Here is a 19,747-nt window from a genome sequence, read left to right as displayed (position 1 = left end):
GCATGAAATTCCTGCACGCGGCGGACCTCCACATCGACAGTCCCTTGCGGGGGCTCCACGCCCAGGACGGCGCCCCGGTGGAACGTCTCCGCGGGGCCACCCGGCAGGCGTTTGTCGCACTGATCGATCTGGCAGTGCGCCGGCAGGTGAATCTCGTGATTCTGGCCGGCGATCTCTACGACGGCGACTGGGTCGATTTCCGGACGGGTCTGTTTGTCCACGAACAACTGGCCCGACTCGCTGCACACGGTATTTTCGTTTTTGTGGTGCGCGGCAACCATGATGCGGAAAGCGTCATTTCACGCCAGCTGCCCCGGCAAGACCATGTCCATGTGTTCAGCTCGCGCGTGGCGCAAACACGTGTGCTGGCCGAACTCGGTGTGGCCGTGCATGGCCGCAGCTTTCCGAACCGTGCCGTCACGGAAGATCTGGTGCCGGGTTATCCCGCTGCGGTGCGTGGCTGTTTCAATATCGGTGTGCTGCACACCAGCCTGAGCGGCAGTCCCGACCACGGAACCTATGCACCCACCCGGGTCGATCTGCTGGCGGCCACCGGATATGACTATCTGGCCCTCGGACATATCCACGCCCGGCAGGTGGTGCGGGAATCGCAGCCCCGCATCGTGTTTCCCGGCAATCTGCAGGGACGGCACGCACTGGAAACCGGACCCAAAGGGTGCGAAATTGTTACCGTGCAGGACGGGCAACTCGCACAGACCGAATTCGTGGCGCTGGATGTCGTGCGCTGGCACGTCCTGACGCTGCCTTGCCAGCCATTGACCGACATCGATGCCCTGCGTGCGCAGTTCCTTGCGGCGCTGGCGGTGCTCCTCGCGGGTGACCGGAGCCGCCTCCACGTGGTGCGCGTGCAACTGCGGGGCGAGTCCGTGCTCCACCAGATGGAGGCCGTCCAGCCCGGGCTGCTGGAGGCTGCGCTGCAGGCGGGGTTGCGCCACTGGGACGGCCCGGAGGTCTGGATCGAGCGTGTCCTGTCCGAGCTGACTTCTCCGCTGGACCGCGCGGCCGCGTCCGAGCGGCCGGATGCGCTGGGCGAGGTGGTCCGCCTGGTCGATCGGCTCGCGGGCGACGACACCACCCTGCGCCAATGGGCACTGGCGGCCCTGGAGTCCTTGCCCGCCTTGCCGGTCGATCTGGGCGATGCCCGACCCGACCGCCTGACCCCGGACCAGTGGCGGGCCTTGCTGGCCGATGCCGAGGCGATGGTGCTGGCGCAACTCGGGGCCGGCCTGCCGGACAGCGTCCCCGTCGGCGGCGTCCGGTGAAGCTGCTGCGCCTGCATCTCCAGGCCTTCGGGCCCTTCACCGACCGCTGGCTCGATCTGGGCGACGGGTCGGTCGGGCTGCATCTGGTCTGCGGTCCGAACGAGGCCGGAAAATCCTCGACCCTGCGGGCGCTGACCGCCTTGCGCCATGGCATCGAGGTGCGCAGCACCGACGACTTCGTGCACGACCACCCGGCGATGCGCCTGGGCGCCGTGCTGCTGGACCGCGACGGCCGCGAGGTCCAGGTCGTGCGCCGCAAGGGCCGCGGCCAGACGCTGAGCGTGTGTGGCGCGGACGGTGTGCCCGTGCCGGCGTCCGCCGATCTGGAGCACCAGCTCACCGGCGGCCTGACCCGGGCGGACCACGAATCGCTGTACGGGCTGGACCACGAGCGGCTGCGCCAGGGCGGTCGTGCGCTGCTCGCGGGCGAGGGTGATCTCGGCGCGGCGCTGTTCGAGGCCAGTGCCGGGGTGCGCAGTCTGCAGGCCGTGGTGACACGGCTGGAGCAGGAGGCCCGCCGCCACTTCGTCCCGGGGGCGCGCGGCAGCCGCGGGCGCATCAACGAAGCGCTGCGCCAGCACGCCGACCAGCTCGCCATCCTGAAGGACGCGACCCTGCGGCCGACCGCCTGGGCCGATCTGCAGCGTGCTTGCGAAGAATCCGGGCAGGCGCTGCAGACCCTGCTCGACACCCACGCGCACCTCGACCGCCAGGCCCGACAGTGGCGTGATCGGCTGGCCGTCGCGCCGCTGCTGGTGCGGCTGGACCAGTCCGTGCAGCGTTGCGCCGAGCTGGCCGATGCCCCCCGCCTCGGTGAAAACGCCGCGGCCAGCCGGTCCGCGCTCCAGGCCAGCACGGCCGAACAGCAGCAGGCACTGGCGGCAGTCAGTGACAGCGTGGGCCGCCACCAGCGCGAGCTGGAGGCGCTGCCGCCGTCGTCGCCGGCCGTGCTGCTGGCGGCGGCGGCCATCGAGCGTCTGGTCGCGCAAGGGGAGACGCTGGACCAGTGCCAGCGCGACCTCGCTGAAACCGCTGCCGAGCAGGTGCGGCTCGAACAGCGTCTGGCGCAGCAGCTTGCGGCGATCGACGCCCACCTGTCGCCCGAGACCCTGCTGTCCCTGGCGCCGACCGCGGTGGCGCGTGCCCAGGCCGAGGCGGCACTCTCGGCACGGGCCGAAGCCGAGCGCGCCTTGCAGCAACACTGCCAGACCATGCAGCCGCGCCAGGGCGATGCGGGGGCGGCGGCATCGGGTGACGGCACTTCCGTGTCCGTGCCGGTGCCGGTGCGCATCGCGTCGGATCCGGCCCGCGTGGCGCTGCGCAGTGCCTGCGACGCGGTCGTGCGTGCCGAGTCGGTGCTGGCCAGGCTGGCCGCCCTGCCGGCCGAGCAGACCCTGGCCCGCCAGCGTCTGGCGGCGTCCCTGTCCGATCTCGGCCACGGCCGGAGCTGGACCGTCGCCCTGGTGCGGTCGGCCTGTCCCGTGCTGGAGGTGGACATCGACCACGCCGTGCGCACGGACGATGACGGCCGCACCCGCCAGAGCGAACTCGCGCTGCGGCTGGCGCAGATCGAGGAAGCCCTGCGAGGCCGGGAGGCGGAGCGGGCACAGCTGCTGTCGCAGGGCGTCGTGCCGACCGCCGACGATGTGCGCGCCGCCCGGACCGCCCGCGATGCCGCCTGGGCCAACCTGCGCGCGGAGTTCGCCAGCGGCCCGCCCGCTGCGGCGGAGCCGGCGCTGCAGGGGTTCGAGCAGGCCGTGCGCCAGGCGGATGCGCTGGCCGATGCGCTGGCCCGCGATGCCGGCCGCGCCGCGCAACTCCAGGCCTTGCAGCGCCAGATCGCCGACCTCGCGCGCGATCGGCAGTTGCGCCAGGCGGAACGCGGGCAGCTGCAGGCGGAACAGGCCGCGCGTTCCTCGGGCTGGCTGACCCGCCTGCAGGAGGCCGGACTGCCGGCGCTGGAGCCGACCTCCCTGCGCGAATGGCAGGCCCGGCTGCGGGTCGTCCGCGACGCGGCGGACCAGGTCGAGCGGCTGGCGCTCGATGCGCAGCGTGCGCAGGCCGTGGCCGATCAGGTGCGCCAGGGACTGTGTGCGGCGTTGCAGGCGGCTGCACCGGCCTCCGGGATGCCGGTCGCCGACCACACGCCGATCGCCACCCTGCTGGCGCTGGCCCGCCAGTGCGAGGACACCTTCGCCCGCGAGGAACAGGCCGCGCTGACCGCGGCGGCCGAACAGGCTCTGCGTCAGGAACAGCGCCAGCGCGAGCAACGCGAGGAACATCGCCTGCGGGCAGAGGCCGAGGCCACGGCGGCAGCGCTCCGCCCGGTGCACGACGCCTTGCGCCTGCCCGGAACGGCCGATGGCGTGGCCGCACGTGCCCGGCTGCTGGAGTGGGACCAGGTGCGCGCCACCGTCGACCAGCTGGCCCAGGCCCGGCTGGCCCACGCCCGGGCGCAGCGTGTGCTGGCCGATCTGGTGCGCAAGGCGGCCGAGCTGGCGGCCGTCCTGCAGGAGCCGCCGCCGCCCGCGGACCTGCGCCACTGGATCGACGACCTGGGCCGGCGCCTGGACGAAGCCCGCCGCCTGGAGGGCCGTCGCCAGGTGCTGGCCCAGGCCCTGGACGAGGCGGCCGGGCGTCGCCAGCACCACCTCGCCGCGCTGCAGCAGCTCGCACAGGCCCGAGACGCCCTGTGCGCGGCGGCCGGCGTGCGCACCGAAGCCGAGCTGCCGGCCGCCGAAGAGCGGGCCCGGCTGCGGCGCGACGCCGAGCATCTGCGCGACCACGTCCGCGATCTGCTGGCCCAAGGGGGCTGGGGCGACGAGGCGGCACTGCGCGCCCTGGTCGGCGACGTCGATCTGGCGCAGGCCCAGGCCCAGGCGGCGCAGTGCGAACGGGCGCTGACCGATCTGGCGCCGCGCCTGGAGGCTGCCCGGCAGCGCGACGAAGCCGCCCGCCGCGCCCGCGATGCCGTCGACTCGGGCGACCTGGCGGCCCAGGCCCGGGAACACATGGAGCAGGCCGGTGCGGCCGTGCGTTCGGGACTGGTGCCGTGGATGCGTGCCCGGCTCGCGCAGGCCCTGCTGGCGCAGGCGCTGGGGCAGTTCCGCGAACGGGCCCAGGGGCCGATCCTGCGCGCCGCCTCCATCTGCTTCGCGGCGATGACGGGCGGGGAGTACGACCGCCTGCAGAGCGAACCCGGCGACGACGAACACCGGCCGGTACTGCACCTCCGGCGCCGCGACGGCCGCACGCTGACGGTCGACGGCCTCAGCGAGGGCACGCGCGACCAGCTCTATCTGGCGCTGCGCCTGGCCGCGCTGCAGATGCACCGCGACCGCGGCACCCAGCTGCCGCTGGTGCTGGACGATGTCCTGATGACGTCCGACGACGACCGTGCCGTGCGCGTGCTGCGCATGCTGGCCGACTTCGCGCAGGGGTCGCAGGTGCTGGTCTTCACCCACCACCAGCACCTGCTCGATCTGGCGCGGCTCAGCCTGCCGGCATCGGTGCTGCGGTGCTCGACCTTGTGAAGCGCCGGGGCACCGTGAGCGCTGTCGCGGGACGAAACGCTGCCTGCTCGCCCTTGACGGCATAGCCGAGCGGATTGGCCACCACCCGGCAGCCGCGGGTGACGTGGTCGACGGGGCAGTGGAGATGTCCGTGGATCCACAGGTCGGCCCGTGCCACCAGATCGTCCAGCGCATTGCAGAAGCCGGCCGTGCCCGGCGCCAGGCCGTAGCGCGGATCGGCACTCGCCAGCGTCGGGGCGAAATGGGTCACGACCACGGTCGGTCCGTCGAACGGCTCGGCCAGCGCGGTGCGCAGCCACTGCTGGCACTCCAGCGCCAGTGCGCGCATCGACTCGGCCAGCATCGGCTCTCCACCGCGCAGGCAGGTGTTCTTGCGCAGGTAGAAGTTCGCCGCGCGGAAGGCCTTCTCGCGCTGGCCCAGCGCGTCGAAGTCGCTCCACAGCGTCGTGCCGAGGAAGCGCACGCCGTCGATGACCACCCGGCGGCGGTCCAGCCAGGTGATGCCCAGCCGCGTGCACAGCGCCTGCAGGCGCTCGCCGGCCTCGCTCAGCTCGTAGCCGTCGTACTCGTGGTTGCCGGGCACGAACAGCACGTGCCGCCAGTGCCCCGCGCCGTGGATCGGCGAAAACCGCGTCAGTCCGAAATCGCCGTCCGGCAGCAGCGATCCGGTCTGGTAGGAGCCGATGTCGCCGGCGAGCACCAGCACATCGGCGCCGGGGGCGGGGACCGGCTCCCAGTCCGGGATGCGTTCGAGGTGGAGGTCGGAGAAGATCTGCAGGCGCATCGGGCGAGTCTAGCTTTGGTGGATGATGGCCGCATGCCTGCCGCCTATTTCCTCCATTGGCCCGACTCCGAACTCGCCAGCCTCGCTGAAACCATGCCCGGGACGCTGTGCCTGCGCCTGTCCGCTGCGGCCTGCCGCCGCACGGACGATGGGCAGGAGGGCTATCTGCGTCCGCTCGAACTCCTGTTCGAGGGTGCGACGTGGCGTGGGGACGGCCCGGCGCTCGGTGGTGTCGCGCATGGCACCCTGCTGCTGGATGGCCAGCCGCTCGGACCGGCCGCGCACGTGCTGCCGCTGCCACTCGACAGGCGCGGGCTGGTGGTCTGCCACGTGCGCCTGATCTCCGGCACGGTGCTGCAGATCGAGGCGGCGCGGGTCGTGGTGCAGATCGCCGATGCTGCCCGCTTCCGGGAGTCGCATGCCTGCTGAGTCGCGGTGCCGGTCAGGTTGACAACGCTCAACCTTGTGCATGGAGCGGTTCCCGCTGACGCCGTGTGGCGCGCAGAATGTGTGCACTGCAGCACAAACCGTGACCGCGCCGATGACCATCCTTCTTGCCTCGCCCTGGCTACGCCGCAGCCTGATCACCCTGGTCGTTCTCGGGCTGCTGGCCGGGGGCGTCGTGTGGCTGCGGCGGCCCAAGCCGGTCGCGGTGGTCACGGTGGAGGTGGGGCGCGGGCAGGTCGAATCCTCCATCGCCAACACCCGCGCCGGCACGGTCGAAGCCTGCCAGCGCACGCGGCTGTCCACGATCATGGGCGGGCGCATCGAGTTGCTCGACGTCAAGGAGGGTGACCGTGTCCGCAAGGGCCAGCTGCTGATGAAGCTCTGGAACGACGACCAGCAGGCGCAGCAGGCGCTGGCCACCGCGCAGCTGGACACGGTGCGCAAGCGCGTCGTCGAGGCCTGCACCGCCGCCGAGGCCTCCGCCCGCGAGGCACAGCGCCAGGGCGAATTGCGCGCGCAGGGCTTCGTCTCGGTGTCGCGTGAAGAGGCGGCCCGCGCCGAAGCCGATGCCCGCCGCGCTGCCTGCCAGACCGCCCGCTCGGATGTCGTCTCCGCGCAGGCCCGCGTCGGCGCCACCCGGGTCGAGCAGGGCCGCACGCGCCTGGTCGCGCCGTTCGACGGCCGCGTCGCGAAGATCGTCGGCGAGGTGGGCGAGTACTCGACGCCCTCGCCGCCGGGTGTGCCCACACCGCCGGCCATCGACCTGATCGACGACTCCTGCCTCTACATCAAGGCGCCGATGGACGAGGTGGACGCGCCCCGTGTCCTGCCCGGCCAGCCGGTGCGCATCACCATCGACGCGCTGCCTGGCAAGACCTTCGCCGGGCGCGTCAAGCGGGTCGCGCCGATCGTCTCGGCGGTCGAGAAGCAGGCGCGCACGGTGGACATCGACGTGACCTTCGACCAGCCGGACCAGACCGGGCCGCTGCTGGTGGGCTACAGCGCCGACGTGGAGGTCGTGCTTGCGACCCGCAAGGATGTGCTGCGCGTGCCGGCCGCGGCGCTGGGTGAGGGCGGGCGGGTGCTGGTGGTCGAGGGCGACACGCTGGTCGAGCACCGGGTGCGCGCCGGGGTGTCGAACTGGGAGTTCACCGAGGTGCTCGACGGGCTGAAGGGCGGCGAGCGGATCGTCACCTCGCTGGAGCGCGAGGGGGTCAAGGCCGGCGCCCGCGTCACCGTCGAAGCCCCGACCTCGACCGCCACGACCGCTGCCAAGCCGTGACCACGCCGCTGATCGAACTGCAGGGCATCGAGCGGGTCTTCCACCTCGGGGACAGCGAGGTGCATGCGCTGCGCGGGCTGGACCTGCGCATCGGCGCGGGCGAGTACGTGGCGGTGATGGGGCCGAGCGGCTCGGGCAAGTCCACGCTGCTGAACATCCTCGGCCTGCTCGACCAGCCGAACGCCGGCCACCTGCTGCTCGAAGGCCGCGACGTGACGACGCTGTCGCCCGACGAGCAGGCGGCGGTGCGCAGCCGGCGCATCGGCTTCGTGTTCCAGAGCTTTCACCTCGTGCCGCGGCTGACGGCGGCCGAGAACATCGCGCTGCCGATGGTGCTGGCCGGGATGGCGCCGCGCGAGCGGGCCCAGCGGGTCGAACAAGCGCTGCAGGCCTACGGTTTGACCAACCGCGCCCACCACAAGCCCAACGAACTCTCCGGCGGCCAGCGCCAGCGCGTGGCGATCGCCCGCGCGACGATCATGCAGCCCGCGCTGCTGCTGGCCGACGAGCCGACCGGCAACCTCGACCGCGCCACCGGCGACGAGGTGGTGCGCCTGCTCGAAGCGCTCAACGCCACCGGCGTGACGCTGATCGTCGTCACCCACGATCCCGCCCTCGGCGCCCGGGCGCACCGGCGGCTGATGATGGAAGACGGTGGCCTGCAGCTCGACACCGCGGCCTCCTGACATGCGCCCGCTCGACATCCTCGCCTTCGCCCGCGACGCCGCCACCGGCAGCCCGGTGCGCACGCTGCTGATGACGCTGGCGATGTCGATCGGCGTGGCGGCGGTGGTGCTGCTGACCGCGCTGGGCGATGGGGCGCGGCGCTACGTGGTGGACCAGTTCTCGTCGATCGGCACCAACCTGGTCATCGTGCTGCCGGGCCGCTCGCAGACGGGCGGTTTCAGCCCCGCCAACGCGGTCAGCACCACGCCGCGTGACCTGACGATCGACGACGCCCACGCGCTGCTGCGGCTGGCCTCGGTGCAGCGGGTCGCGCCGCTGGCGGTCGGGTTGTCCGAGGTGGCGCTGGCCGGGCGACTGCGCGAGACGATGGTGCTGGGCACGACGGCGGAGTACCTCGCGGTGCGGCGCATGGCGATGGGGCAGGGGCGTTTCCTGCCGGAGGAGGACTGGGGCCGCGGCTCGCCGGTGGTCGTGCTGGGGTCGAAACTGCGCAGCGAGTTGTTCGGCGCCGACAACCCGCTCGGCCAGACCGTGCGCATCGGCGGGCGGCGGCTGCGCGTGGTCGGCGTGCTGGCGTCGGCGGGGCAGAGCCTGGGCATGAACGCGGACGAGGTCGCCATCGTGCCGGTCGCGCTGGCGCAGGCGATGTTCGACTCGAACACGCTGTTCCGCATCCTGATCGAGGCGCGCGACCGCGACGCCATCCCCGCCGCCAAGCGGCAGGCGACCGCGCTCATCAAGACCCGCCACGACGGCGAGGAGGACGTCACCGTCATCACGCAGGACGCCGTGCTGGCCACCTTCGACCGCGTGCTGGGCGCGCTGACCGCGGGCGTGGCGGGCGTCGCGGCGATCAGTCTGGCGGTGGCGGGCGTGCTGGTGATGAACGTGATGCTGGTGTCGGTGGCGCAGCGCACGTCCGAGATCGGCCTGCTCAAGGCGCTGGGCGCACCGGCCGCGACGATCCGCGCCGTGTTCCTGACCGAGGCGGCGCTGCTGTCGGTGGCGGGGGCCGTGGTCGGCTACCTGGTCGGGCAGGCGGGTGCGTTCGCGGTGCGCACGGCCTACCCGACCTTTCCGGCCTGGCCGCCGACGTGGGCGGTGGTCGCGGCGCTTGGCACGGCGCTGTCCACCGGCGTCCTGTTCGGCGTGCTGCCGGCGCGCAAGGCGGCAGCGCTGGAGCCGGTGGCCGCGCTCTCGAAACGCTGAAGGCGCACGACGCATGCGCATCGCCGACACCCTCACGATGGCCTGGCGCTCGATCACGGCGCAGCGCATGCGCAGCGTCCTGACGCTGCTCGGCATCGCCATCGGCATCGCCGCCGTGATCCTGCTGACCTCGATCGGCGAGGGCCTGCACCGCTTCCTGCTCTCCGAATTCAGCCAGATCGGCACCAACGTCGTCACGCTGTCGCCGGGCAAGGTTTCCACTGGCGGCACCAACCCGGGCTTCCCGTCCTCGGTGCGGCCGCTCTCGCTGGACGATGCCGACGCGCTGCGCCAGCGCATCCCGCACCTGGTCGGTGTCACGCCCGGCGTCACCGGCAACGCCGAGATGGGCGCCAACGGCCGCGTGCGCCGCGCGATCGTCTATGGCACGAGCGCGGCGCTGCTGCCATCCTTCCATCTGGCGGTGTCGCAGGGCCAGTTCCTGCCGGACGAGGACACGGCGCACGCGCGCAACTTCGCGGTGCTCGGCGCCAGTCTCAAGCGCGAGCTGTTCGGCGCGGACAGCCCGCTCGGCGCCCGCATCCGCATCGGCACCCAGCAATTCCGCGTCATCGGCGTGCTGGCGCCGCGCGGGCAGTTCCTGGGCATCGACCTGGACGACGTGGCCTATGTGCCGGCGGCACGGGCGATGGAGCTGTTCAACCGCCCCGGGCTGATGGAGCTGCACCTGGTCTACACCGACGCGACCTCGTCCGCCGCGGTCGTGGCGCAGGCGCGCGCGCTGATGAAGGCGCGCCACGGCCGCGAGGATTTCAGCATCGTCACGCAGGCGGACATGCTGGGTGCGCTGTCCAACATCCTCGACGTGGTGACGGCCGCAGTGGGTGCGCTGGGTGGCATCTCGCTGCTGGTGGGCGGGGTCGGCATCGTCACGATCATGACGATTGCGGTCACCGAGCGCACGTCCGAGATCGGTCTGCTCATCTCGCTGGGCGCGCGGCGGCGCACGGTGCTGGCGCTGTTCCTGGGCGAGGCGGTGGTGCTGTCGGCGGTGGGTGGCGTGCTGGGGCTGGCGATCGGCATCGGCATCGCGCAGGGGGCGCACCTGCTGCTGCCGGCCTTGCCGGTGAGCACGCCGCTGCCCTTCGTGCTGCTGGCCGAAGCGCTGGCCATGGCGGTGGGGCTGCTGGCGGGGGTGATGCCGGCGCGGCGGGCGGCGCGGCTCGATCCGGTGGAGGCGCTGCGCTCGGAGTGAACCCGGCCGGCTGTCATCAAGGCAGAGGATGCGGGTGGCGCGCATGCCTTGACCGGTCGGTTCAACGGCGCAGACTGCGGGGCATCCGGACAGCAGTGTCCGCCACTTCATCGGCAAGGGGGCCCCACATGGCTACCAGAAAATCCGCCGCGACCGAGGGAGCCCGCACCGAGCGGACCCGCAGCAAGGACGCTGGCGCACCCGTGAACAGCACGGCGGGCACCACCCGCGGAGCCGCATCCGGCCCGACGGATGCCGAACTGGACGCCCGAGACCGGACCAAATCCGGCCCGCGCCGCCAGGCCGGCCCACCGCTGGCCGGCGACACGCCGGAGCCGGTGCCGACCCGCGCGCTCACGGACGCCGAGCTGAATCCCCCCACCGATCCCCAATGACCACCGGAGACCACCATGGCACTCACCCTGGTCAAGAACATCGGCCTCTCCGACGCGGCCACGACCACCCGCACCTCGTCGGTCTGCGAACCCACCACGGCTGCCAGCAAGCTGCAGCTGATGATGACGGGCAACTGGTTCGCCTGCACCTCGGCCAACGGCGGCACGTCGTGGACGCAGGTCGATCCCTTCACCCGCTTTCCGGCGTCGGCGGGTGGTTTCTGCTGCGACCAGGTGGTGCTCTTCCACCCGCAGCACCGCATCTGGATCTGGCTGCTGCAGTACAGCGCCGGCGCGGGCGGCGGCAATCTTTTCCGGCTGGCCATCTCGCGTGAAGCCAGCTTCGGATCCTGGTACTACTGGGACTTCCGGCCCACCGACCTGAACGCCAGCTGGACCACCACCTGGTTCGATTACCCGGACATGGCCTTCACCAACCAGCAGCTCTTCATCACGTTCAATGCGTTCATCGGCAACGCGTGGCAGCGGTCCGTGGTGTTCCGCCTGCCGTTGACTGCGCTGGCTTCCGGCACCGGACTGAGCTACCGCTGGTGGACCACGACGACCAACGGCTCGATCCGGCTGTGCCGCGGGGCCACCTCGGTCATGTACATGGGCAGCCACAACTCGCTGAGCCAGATGCGGGTCTACCAGTGGCCGGACACGGCCGTCAGCATCAGCTCCAGCACGGTCAATGTCCGGGCCTGGAGCGCGGGCACCTACTCTGCGCCCGGCCCCGGGGGCGTGAACTGGCTCAACCGGCTTGATCCACGGGTCACGGGGGCCTGGGTCGGTGCCGGCGTGATCGGCTTCATGTGGTCGGCCAACCGGGATGCCAGCCACCCGCTGCCCTACATCCGGGTCGTGCGCCTGAACGAAGCGAGCAAGGCGCTGCTCAACGAGCCCGACATCTGGAGCAACAACGCGGCGTGGGCCTATCCCGCCGCGGCGGCCAATGCCCAGGGACAGGTGGGTTTCGCGGCCTTCTATGGCGGCGGGGCGATCCACCCCGGACATGTCGTCGGCATCCAGACCGCCGCAGGCTGGCAGACCACGCTGACCAGGACCAGCACCCACGGACCTGCGGACCAGGCCTGGGGCGACTACCTCTCGGTGCTGGCCCACCACGACCAGAGCAGCCAGTGGGTGGCCTCCGGCTACACGCTGCAAGGTGGCAATGCGCGGCAGAACATCGAGCCGCGGCATGTCCAGTTCCGTGCCTGAAGAACCCGGGAGACCACACCATGTTCACCTTGATGACACGACTGACCGTTCGCGAGTTGCTGCTGCGGCAGGCGCCAGCACTGCTGCTGTCCCTGCTGGTGGCGGAGCTGTTCTACAAGTGGCACAGCTTCCTACTGGAGACCGGCGGCTTCCTGCTGACCTGGTTCGTGCTGGACGCAGCCGGTGCTGCGCTGGCCCGACTCTCCGGACGCCGGGAGCAGGTCAGGTCCGGCGTCAGCTGACCACCTTGGGCCGTGCGGGGGGGCGGTCCAGGTACGCCAGGGTCTGCTGGTGCAGCCAGCGGTCCCAGAGGTGGTGGGCCGCGAACCCGGTCAGCACCGCCAGCGTCAGCGCCACCGGCCAGCGCAGCAGATCCTTGTCCGCATAGAACAGCTGCTGCCACAGGTAGAGGCTGTACGACACCGTCCCGAAGGCGACCAGCACCGGGTGCCCCAGCCAGCGCGACCCCGGACCTGCTGTCCGTGACAGCCCGGCGCAGCCCAGCGCGATCAGTGCCGCGCCGACGGTGTACTTGAGCACGTCCGGCACCAGATTCACCTGCAGCAGCAGGCCCGCGCCGAGCGCCAGTGGCCAGGCCGGCAGCCGGTCCAGCCGCAGCCGACCGCCGTCGTGCAGGACCACGAAGAGCGCGCCGAGCAGCACCGCAGTCAGCCGCGCATCCGGGCGCCAGAAGGTGGTGTAGTAGGGCAGCGGTGCGCCCTGCACCACCTGCAGGCCGAGCGCGGCCCAGCTCAGCAGCAGCACCGTGCCGATCAGCGCGACCGGATCCAGCCGCCAGCGCCGCGACACCGCCGCCAGCCCGCCGAGCACGGCGTAACCCTGCAGCTCGACGCACACCGACCAGAGGTGCCCGAGCCGCACCGACTGTTCGCCCGCATCGAGCAGCGGCTGGATGTTGGCCCAGCCGGTCAGGCTCAGGCCCACCGAGGTGGCGGTCAGCGGTGCGCCGCGCAGCAGCGTCACGGCACAGGCCACGGCCACGAACACCCACATCGACGGCACGACCCGCGCGAAGCGCCGCACGGCGAAGCTCCGCAGCGCCATCGCGCGCCCGAACAGCAGCGAGCCCATCAGGCAGCCCGACAGCGCGAAGAACAGCTCGACGCCCACCCGTCCGAAGTTGGCCGACCACGCGGGCGCATCCAGCCCCAGGTGTGGCACGAAGTGGCCCGCCAGCAGGGTCAGCACCGCCAGGCCGCGCCAGCCATCCAGCACCTCGACCCGACCGACGCCCCCTGCGTTGCTGGCGACCAGCCGCATCTTCAGGCGTCCTTGCGCGGGCTCGACACCTTGTGGCGCATCAGGCGGCCCTTCTCGCGCTCCCAGTCGCGCTTCTTCTCGGTGTCGCGCTTGTCGTGCTCGGCCTTGCCCTTGGCCAGCGCGATCTCGGCTTTCACACGACCGCCCTTGAAGTGCAGGTTCAGCGGCACCAGCGTGTACCCCTTCTGCTCGACCTTGCCGATCAGGCGCTTGATCTCGGCCTTGTGCATCAGCAGCTTCTTGGTGCGGTCTGCCTCCGGGCGCACATGGGTGGAGGCGCTGCGCAGCGCGTTGATGCGGCAGCCGATCAGGAACAGCTCGCCGTTCTTGATCACCGCGTGGCCGTCGGTGAGCTGCACCTGGCCTTCGCGGATGGACTTGATCTCCCAGCCTTCCAGCACGACGCCCGCCTCGTGGCGCTCCTCGATGTGGTAGTTGAAATGCGCTTTTCGGTTTTCTGCAATGGTGGCGGAGGTGTGGGCGGTGGACATGGGCAGCCTCAATACAATCCCTGCATTGTGAAGCACGTCAAAAAATCCGTCCTCCTCTGGTACTCGCCCCGCGAGATGTTCGATCTCGTGGTCGATGTACCCGCCTATCCGCAGTTTCTGCCGTGGTGCCAGCGGGCCGAAGTGCTGTCGCAGGAGCCAGGGGTGGTGACAGCCCGGCTGCACCTCGCGTATGCCGGCGTGCGCCATGCCTTCACGACCCGCAACACGCAGGTCGCAGGCCAGTCCGTCGGCATGAGTCTGGTGGACGGGCCGTTCTCGCACCTGGAAGGGGTCTGGCGCTTCCTGCCGATCGGGCCGGACGGCAAGGCGTGCAAGGTCGAGTTCGAGCTGTCGTATGCCTTCGCCAGCCGGCCGCTGGAGCTGGTGGTCAGCCCCGTGTTCGACCGCATCGCCAACACCTTCGTCGATGCGTTCGTGGCCCGCGCCGAGCAGGTCCATGGCAAGCGCTGAGCCGGTGGAGCGGGGCGCGCGGACGATCCGGGTCGAGGTGGCCTACAGCCCGGCGCCGAGGCAGGTCGATCTGCAGGTGTTCGAGCTGCCGGCCGGGACGACCGCCGGACAGGCCGTGCTGGCTGCGGGTCTGCCGGAACGGCATCCCGGCTTTGATCTGGGGACGGTGACCGTGGCGGTGTGGGGCCGCGCGGTGACGCCGTCGACCGTGCTGCACGACGGCGACCAGCTGGCGCTGTGCCGGCCGCTGATCGTCGATCCCAAGGAGGCCCGCCGGGTGCGCTACCGGGCGCAGGGCGAGCGGGGCCGCCAGCGGATCAGCGGCAGTCGCTCGCGATGATCTCGCGGGCGCGGGCCGCTTCGCGGGCGCGCTGGGCGTCATCGAGGAACTCGCGCTCGCCCTTCTCGTTGGTGCGCGTGATGCGCTGGCCGCTCTCCACCGTGCGGGCGTATTCCTTGGCCCGGGCGCAGTTCTCGACCTTCTGACGCGCGACACGCGCGTCCTCGTCGCGCTTGCCCTGGTCCTGTGCGGCCTGGATCTGGCGCTTGCGGGCTTCGATGGCCGGGTCGCTCGTGGGCGCTGATGCCACGCCGGACGGTGCGCCGGCCGCCGCAGAGGCACCCGGGGCGGGGCGTTGCGCCGCGGGCGCTGCCGCCGGGCGGGTCAGGATGTCGCGGTCGCGGACCTCGTTCGGTGGCGGGCGGTCGCTGTACTGGATGTGGCCCTGGGCGTCGCGCCACTTCCATTGTGCGGCGCAGGGCAGGGCCAGCGCGGTGGCAGCCAGTGCCAGCAGGGCACCGCACAGTTGTCGGGGCTTGGAGGTCGAAAACATGGGGCGCAGTGTAGCGGCGGCCCCGCGCCCGCAGTGTGTCTGCAACAGTCCGGCGGGGCCGGGTGTGTAACGGGTCCGTATAATCTCCTTTTGCGTCTGGAGCCCGACTCATGCGCCTGCTTGGCAAAGCACTGACCTTCGACGACGTGTTGCTGGTCCCCGCGTACTCCCAGGTGTTGCCCCGCGACACCTCGCTGGCGACGAAACTGTCGCGCAACATCACCCTGAACCTGCCGCTGGTGTCCGCCGCGATGGACACGGTCACCGAGGCCCGCCTCGCGATCGCGATCGCCCAGGAGGGCGGCATCGGCATCGTCCACAAGAACCTCAGCCCGAAACAGCAGGCCGCCGAAGTGGCCCGCGTCAAGCGCTACGAATCGGGCCTGCTGAAGGACCCGATCACCGTGTCGCCGGACGTGCGGGTCCGCGAGGTGATCGAGCTGTCGCGTGCCCACGGCATCTCCGGTTTCCCGGTGGTCGAGAACGGCCGCGTGGTCGGCATCATCACCGGCCGCGACCTGCGCTTCGAGACCCGTCTCGACGCCCCGGTGCGCGAGATCATGACCCCGCGCGAGCGCCTGGTCACCGTCCAGGAAGGTGCTTCGCTGGCACAGGCCAAGGCGCTGATGCACCAGCACAAGCTGGAGCGCGTGCTGGTGCTGAACGACGCGTCCGAACTGCGCGGCCTGTTCACCGTCAAGGACATCACCAAGCAGACCAGCTTCCCCAACGCCGCCCGCGATGCCCACGGCAAGCTGCGCGTCGGCGCGGCGGTCGGTGTCGGTGATGGCACGGAAGAGCGCATCGAACTGCTGGTGAAGGCCGGTGTCGATGCCCTCGTCGTCGACACCGCCCACGGCCACAGCCACGGCGTGATCGAGCGCGTGCGCTGGGTCAAGCAGAACTTCCCGCACGTCGACGTCATCGGCGGCAACATCGCCACGGGCGCTGCCGCGCTGGCGCTGGTCGAAGCCGGAGCGGATGGCGTCAAGGTCGGCATCGGCCCCGGTTCGATCTGCACCACCCGCATCGTCGCCGGTGTCGGCGTGCCGCAGATCACCGCGATCGACAACGTGGCCACCGCGCTGCGTGGCACGGGCGTGCCGCTGATCGCCGACGGCGGCATCCGCTACTCGGGCGACATCGCCAAGGCCATCGCGGCCGGCGCGTCGACCGTGATGATGGGCGGCATGTTCGCCGGCACCGAAGAGGCGCCGGGCGAGATCGTGCTGTACCAGGGCCGCAGCTACAAGAGCTACCGCGGCATGGGCTCGATCGGTGCGATGAAGGCGGGTTCTGCCGACCGCTACTTCCAGGAAAACGACGAGACCAGCAACCCGAACGCCGACAAGCTGGTGCCCGAAGGCATCGAAGGCCGTGTCCCGTACAAGGGCTCGATGCTGTCGATCGTGTTCCAGATGGCCGGTGGCATCCGTGCCTCGATGGGCTACTGCGGTTGCGCATCGATCACCGACATGCAGGACCGCGCCGAGTTCGTCGAGATCACGTCCGCCGGCATCCGTGAGAGCCACGTCCACGACGTGCAGATCACGAAGGAAGCGCCCAACTACCGCATGGAGTGACGCGCTTGAGCGACGACGAGCAGCGCCCCGCGTCCACGCCGGGGCCGAAGGGCCGCACCGCTGCGATGCCCTTCATCATGATCACCGTGCTGATCGACATGGTCGCCATCGGCCTGATCATCCCGGTGCTGGCGCCGCTGGTGGGCAAGTTCACCGGCTCGCAGGCCGACCAGGCCTTCTGGTACGGCGTGGTGACCTTCGCCTTCGGCGTCGCCAACTTCATCGGCTCGCCGGTGCTGGGGGCGCTGTCGGACCGCCATGGCCGCCGGCCGGTGCTGCTCATCGGCTTCACCGGGCTGGCGCTGAGCTTCTTCGTCACGGGGTTGGCGACGGCGCTGTGGATGCTGGTGGCGGTGCGGCTGGTCAGCGGTGCGCTGCAGGCCAACGCCTCCATCGCGCAGGCCTACGTCGCCGACATCAGCAGCCCCGAGCAGCGCGGCAAGCGCTTCGGGATGCTGGGCGCGATGTTCGGCATGGGCTTCATCCTCGGTCCCGTCATGGGCGGGCTGCTGGGGGCCATCGACCTGCACCTGCCGTTCTTCGTGGCCGGCGGGCTGGCGGTGCTGAACGCCATTTACGGCGCCTTCGTGCTGCCCGAGTCGCTGCCGCCGGAGCGCCGCAGCCCGGCGATCGACTGGACCAAGGTCAACCCGGTGGCCTCGCTGCGCCGCCTGACCGAGCTGCGCGGCGTCGGCCCGCTGGTGTTCGTGATGGGCCTGTCCAGCCTGGCGCAGTTCATCCTGCACACCACCTGGGTGCTGTACACGATGTTCAAGTTCGGCTGGGGCCCCAAGGAAAACGGCTGGTCGCTGTTTGCCGTGGGCGTCATGTCGGTGCTGGTGCAGGGCGGGCTGATCCGCGTGGCCCTGAAGCGCACCACGCCGCAGCGCATCGCCGTCATCGGTCTGATCTCCTCGGCCATCACCTACGCCCTGTGGGGCGCAGCCACCGAGGGCTGGATGATGTACGCCATCATCGGCCTGAACGTGTTCGGCTTCATGGTGCAGGCCGCCATGCAGACGCTGGTCTCCAACGCCGCCGACGACGAGTCGCAGGGCCGCACCATGGGCGCGCTCGGCTCGCTCAACAGCCTGACCGCCGTGTTCGCGCCGGTCATCGGCTCGGCGCTGCTCGGCTTCGTGTCGCACCTGCCCCAGGGCGACTGGCGCATCGGCGCGCCGTTCTTCCTCTGTTCGGCGCTGCAGATCACGGCCACCGTGCTCGCCCTGCGCCACTTCCGCCGCCATCCCGCCACGCCGCCGCACCCGGCGCACGTGGTCGCCTGAGTTCGCTGAGTTCGACATGCAACACGACAAGATCCTCATCCTCGACTTCGGCTCCCAAGTCACCCAGCTCATCGGCCGCCGCGTGCGCGAGGCCCATGTCTACTGCGAGATCCACCCCAACGACGTGTCCGACGAGTTCATCAAGTCGTTCGCACCGAAGGGCATCATCCTCAGCGGCAGCCACGCCAGCACCTACGAAGACCACCAGCTGCGCGCGCCGCAGGCCGTGTGGGATGCGGGCGTGCCGGTGCTGGGCATCTGCTACGGCATGCAGACCATGGCCGTGCAGCTCGGCGGCGAGGTGAGCTGGAGCGACCACCGCGAGTTCGGTTACGCCGAAGTCCGCGCCCACGGTCACACGAAGCTGCTGCAGGACATCCAGGACTTCGGCACCCCCGAAGGCCACGGCATGCTCAAGGTCTGGATGAGCCACGGCGACAAGGTCACCGCACTGCCGCCCGGCTTCAAGCTGATGGCCTCCACCCCGAGCTGCCCGATCGCCGGCATGGCCAACGAGGACAAGGGCTACTACGCCGTCCAGTTCCACCCCGAAGTGACGCACACGCTGCAGGGCGCGGCGCTGCTGACCCGCTTCGTGCGCGACATCGCCGGCTGCAAGGGCGACTGGATCATGGGCGACTACATCCAGGAAGCCGTCGCGAAGATCCGCGAACAGGTCGGCGACGAAGAGGTGATCCTCGGCCTGTCCGGCGGCGTCGATTCGTCGGTGGCCGCCGCGCTGATCCACCGCGCCATCGGCGACCAGCTCACCTGCGTGTTCGTCGACCACGGCCTGCTGCGCCTGAACGAAGGCGCGATGGTCATGGAGATGTTCGCCGGCCGCCTGCACGCCAAGGTCGTGCATGTGCAAGCCGCCGAACAGTTCCTGGGCCACCTCAAGGGCGTCACCGACCCCGAGCAGAAGCGCAAGATCATCGGCCGGGAGTTCGTCGAAGTGTTCAAGGCCGAGGCCGCCAAGCTGAAGGCGTCGGGCCAGGGCCACAAGGGCGCGACCTTCCTGGCCCAGGGAACGATCTACCCGGACGTGGTGGAAAGCGGTGGCACGGCCAGCAAGAAGGCCACGATCAAGAGCCACCACAACGTCGGTGGCCTGCCGGAAAAGCTCGGCCTGAAGCTGCTGGAGCCGCTGCGCGAGCTGTTCAAGGACGAGGTGCGCGAGCTGGGCGTGGCGCTCGGCCTGCCGCACGAGATGGTGTACCGGCATCCGTTCCCGGGTCCGGGCCTGGGTGTGCGGATCCTGGGCGAGGTGCGGGCGGATTTCGCCAGCCTGCTGCAGCGCGCCGACCACATCTTCATCGAGGAACTGCGCGCCACCATCGACCCCGCCACCGGCAAGAGCTGGTACGACCTCACCAGCCAGGCGTTCACGGTGTTCCTGCCGGTGAAGAGCGTCGGCGTGATGGGCGACGGCCGCACCTACGACTACGTCGTGGCGCTGCGCGCGGTGCAGACCAGCGACTTCATGACGGCGGACTGGGCCGAGCTGCCCTACAGCCTGCTCAAGAAGGTGTCGAGCCGCATCATCAACGAGGTGCGCGGCATCAACCGCGTGACCTACGACGTGTCGAGCAAGCCGCCCGCGACGATCGAGTGGGAGTGAGCCACTATCTGCCCTGGGTGTTCCGGGGCATCCAGGATCGATGATGCTGACGGCGAACTGGCGATGTACCGGGACATCGGTCCACTGAGACCGATGCACCCACGGGTGCCGACCACCTGCA

At 70.8% G+C, this 19,747-nt stretch carries 19 protein-coding genes; 15 read left to right on the top strand and 4 right to left on the bottom strand.

Features of this window, described 5'->3' with window-relative positions:
* Positions 1 to 2: 2 nt before the first annotated feature.
* Both BDD16_RS21585 and BDD16_RS21580 read left to right on the top strand, forming a co-directional pair.
* Positions 3 to 1,283, top strand: coding sequence for a metallophosphoesterase family protein (locus BDD16_RS21585; RefSeq protein WP_179635833.1), 1,281 nt, complete (start codon positions 3 to 5; stop codon positions 1,281 to 1,283).
* A complete protein-coding gene (locus BDD16_RS21580) occupies positions 1,280 to 4,816 on the top strand; it encodes an ATP-binding protein (protein ID WP_179635832.1) in 3,537 nt (1,178 codons plus the stop codon). The genes BDD16_RS21585 and BDD16_RS21580 overlap by 4 nt, the downstream gene beginning before the upstream one ends.
* Here BDD16_RS21580 and BDD16_RS21575 read toward each other — a convergent pair.
* Positions 4,776 to 5,600: a metallophosphoesterase gene (locus BDD16_RS21575; RefSeq protein ID WP_179635831.1), complete on the bottom strand. Its 825-nt coding sequence runs from the start codon at positions 5,598 to 5,600 to the stop codon at positions 4,776 to 4,778. The two genes, BDD16_RS21580 and BDD16_RS21575, sit on opposite strands and share 41 nt — an antisense overlap.
* Positions 5,601 to 5,633: 33 nt before the next feature.
* Between BDD16_RS21575 and BDD16_RS21570 the strand changes: the two genes are divergently transcribed.
* The 8 genes from BDD16_RS21570 (at position 5,634) to BDD16_RS21535 (ending at position 12,302) form a co-directional block, all read left to right on the top strand.
* The gene (locus BDD16_RS21570) at positions 5,634 to 6,029 is read left to right on the top strand and encodes a hypothetical protein (protein ID WP_179635830.1); all 396 of its coding nucleotides are present in this window, start codon (positions 5,634 to 5,636) and stop codon (positions 6,027 to 6,029) included.
* A gap of 112 nt (positions 6,030 to 6,141) precedes the next feature.
* Entirely contained in the window at positions 6,142 to 7,329 is a 1,188-nt protein-coding gene (locus BDD16_RS21565; protein WP_179635829.1) for an efflux RND transporter periplasmic adaptor subunit, read from the top strand.
* Positions 7,326 to 8,015, top strand: coding sequence for an ABC transporter ATP-binding protein (locus BDD16_RS21560; protein ID WP_179635828.1), 690 nt, complete (start codon positions 7,326 to 7,328; stop codon positions 8,013 to 8,015). Before BDD16_RS21565 ends, BDD16_RS21560 begins: the two co-directional genes overlap by 4 nt.
* 1 nt (position 8,016) lies before the next feature.
* A complete protein-coding gene (locus tag BDD16_RS21555) occupies positions 8,017 to 9,225 on the top strand; it encodes an ABC transporter permease (protein ID WP_179635827.1) in 1,209 nt (402 codons plus the stop codon).
* Positions 9,226 to 9,238: 13 nt separating this feature from the next.
* Complete coding sequence (locus tag BDD16_RS21550) at positions 9,239 to 10,441, top strand: ABC transporter permease (protein ID WP_179635826.1); 1,203 nt, start codon at positions 9,239 to 9,241, stop codon at positions 10,439 to 10,441.
* A gap of 128 nt (positions 10,442 to 10,569) precedes the next feature.
* Entirely contained in the window at positions 10,570 to 10,836 is a 267-nt protein-coding gene (locus BDD16_RS21545) for a hypothetical protein (RefSeq protein WP_179635825.1), read from the top strand.
* Between the two features lie 15 nt (positions 10,837 to 10,851).
* Positions 10,852 to 12,060 carry a hypothetical protein gene (locus tag BDD16_RS21540; RefSeq protein ID WP_179635824.1) on the top strand — a complete coding sequence of 403 codons (1,209 nt, stop codon included), beginning with the start codon at positions 10,852 to 10,854 and terminating at the stop codon, positions 12,058 to 12,060.
* 20 nt (positions 12,061 to 12,080) lie between these two features.
* Positions 12,081 to 12,302 (top strand): hypothetical protein, encoded by a 222-nt coding sequence (locus tag BDD16_RS21535; protein WP_179635823.1) that lies wholly within the window; start codon positions 12,081 to 12,083, stop codon positions 12,300 to 12,302.
* Here the strand turns inward: BDD16_RS21535 and BDD16_RS21530 are convergent.
* Positions 12,295 to 13,341, bottom strand: a complete 1,047-nt coding sequence (locus BDD16_RS21530) for an acyltransferase family protein (protein WP_179635822.1) — start codon at positions 13,339 to 13,341, stop codon at positions 12,295 to 12,297. The genes BDD16_RS21535 and BDD16_RS21530 overlap by 8 nt on opposite strands.
* A 2-nt stretch (positions 13,342 to 13,343) precedes the next feature.
* Entirely contained in the window at positions 13,344 to 13,832 is a 489-nt protein-coding gene (smpB, locus tag BDD16_RS21525; RefSeq protein WP_179635821.1) for an SsrA-binding protein SmpB, read from the bottom strand.
* Between the two features lie 27 nt (positions 13,833 to 13,859).
* On the opposite strand from smpB, the gene BDD16_RS21520 reads away from it, so the two are divergent.
* Both BDD16_RS21520 and BDD16_RS21515 read left to right on the top strand, forming a co-directional pair.
* Positions 13,860 to 14,303 (top strand): type II toxin-antitoxin system RatA family toxin, encoded by a 444-nt coding sequence (locus BDD16_RS21520; RefSeq protein WP_179635820.1) that lies wholly within the window; start codon positions 13,860 to 13,862, stop codon positions 14,301 to 14,303.
* Positions 14,290 to 14,643 carry an RnfH family protein gene (locus tag BDD16_RS21515; protein WP_179635819.1) on the top strand — a complete coding sequence of 118 codons (354 nt, stop codon included), beginning with the start codon at positions 14,290 to 14,292 and terminating at the stop codon, positions 14,641 to 14,643. Before BDD16_RS21520 ends, BDD16_RS21515 begins: the two co-directional genes overlap by 14 nt.
* On the opposite strand, the gene BDD16_RS21510 is transcribed toward BDD16_RS21515, so the two are convergent.
* A complete protein-coding gene (locus BDD16_RS21510; RefSeq protein ID WP_179635818.1) occupies positions 14,621 to 15,136 on the bottom strand; it encodes a DUF4124 domain-containing protein in 516 nt (171 codons plus the stop codon). The two genes, BDD16_RS21515 and BDD16_RS21510, sit on opposite strands and share 23 nt — an antisense overlap.
* Positions 15,137 to 15,246: 110 nt before the next feature.
* On the opposite strand from BDD16_RS21510, the gene guaB reads away from it, so the two are divergent.
* Genes guaB through guaA form a run of 3 tightly spaced genes read left to right on the top strand, consistent with a single transcriptional unit; the run spans position 15,247 to position 19,626 of the window.
* Positions 15,247 to 16,719, top strand: coding sequence for an IMP dehydrogenase (gene guaB, locus BDD16_RS21505; RefSeq protein WP_179635817.1), 1,473 nt, complete (start codon positions 15,247 to 15,249; stop codon positions 16,717 to 16,719).
* A 5-nt stretch (positions 16,720 to 16,724) separates the two neighbouring features.
* On the top strand, positions 16,725 to 18,005 hold the full coding sequence (locus tag BDD16_RS21500) for a TCR/Tet family MFS transporter (RefSeq protein WP_179635816.1): 1,281 nt from the start codon (positions 16,725 to 16,727) through the stop codon (positions 18,003 to 18,005).
* 16 nt (positions 18,006 to 18,021) lie between these two features.
* Complete coding sequence (gene guaA / locus BDD16_RS21495) at positions 18,022 to 19,626, top strand: glutamine-hydrolyzing GMP synthase (RefSeq protein ID WP_179635815.1); 1,605 nt, start codon at positions 18,022 to 18,024, stop codon at positions 19,624 to 19,626.
* Positions 19,627 to 19,747 lie beyond the last annotated feature (121 nt).

Source organism: Sphaerotilus montanus, from assembly GCF_013410775.1.
Classification (GTDB): Bacteria; Pseudomonadota; Gammaproteobacteria; order Burkholderiales; family Burkholderiaceae_C; genus Sphaerotilus; species Sphaerotilus montanus.
Note: the sequence above shows the minus strand (reverse complement) of the source record. Positions and strands in the feature narration are given on the sequence as shown.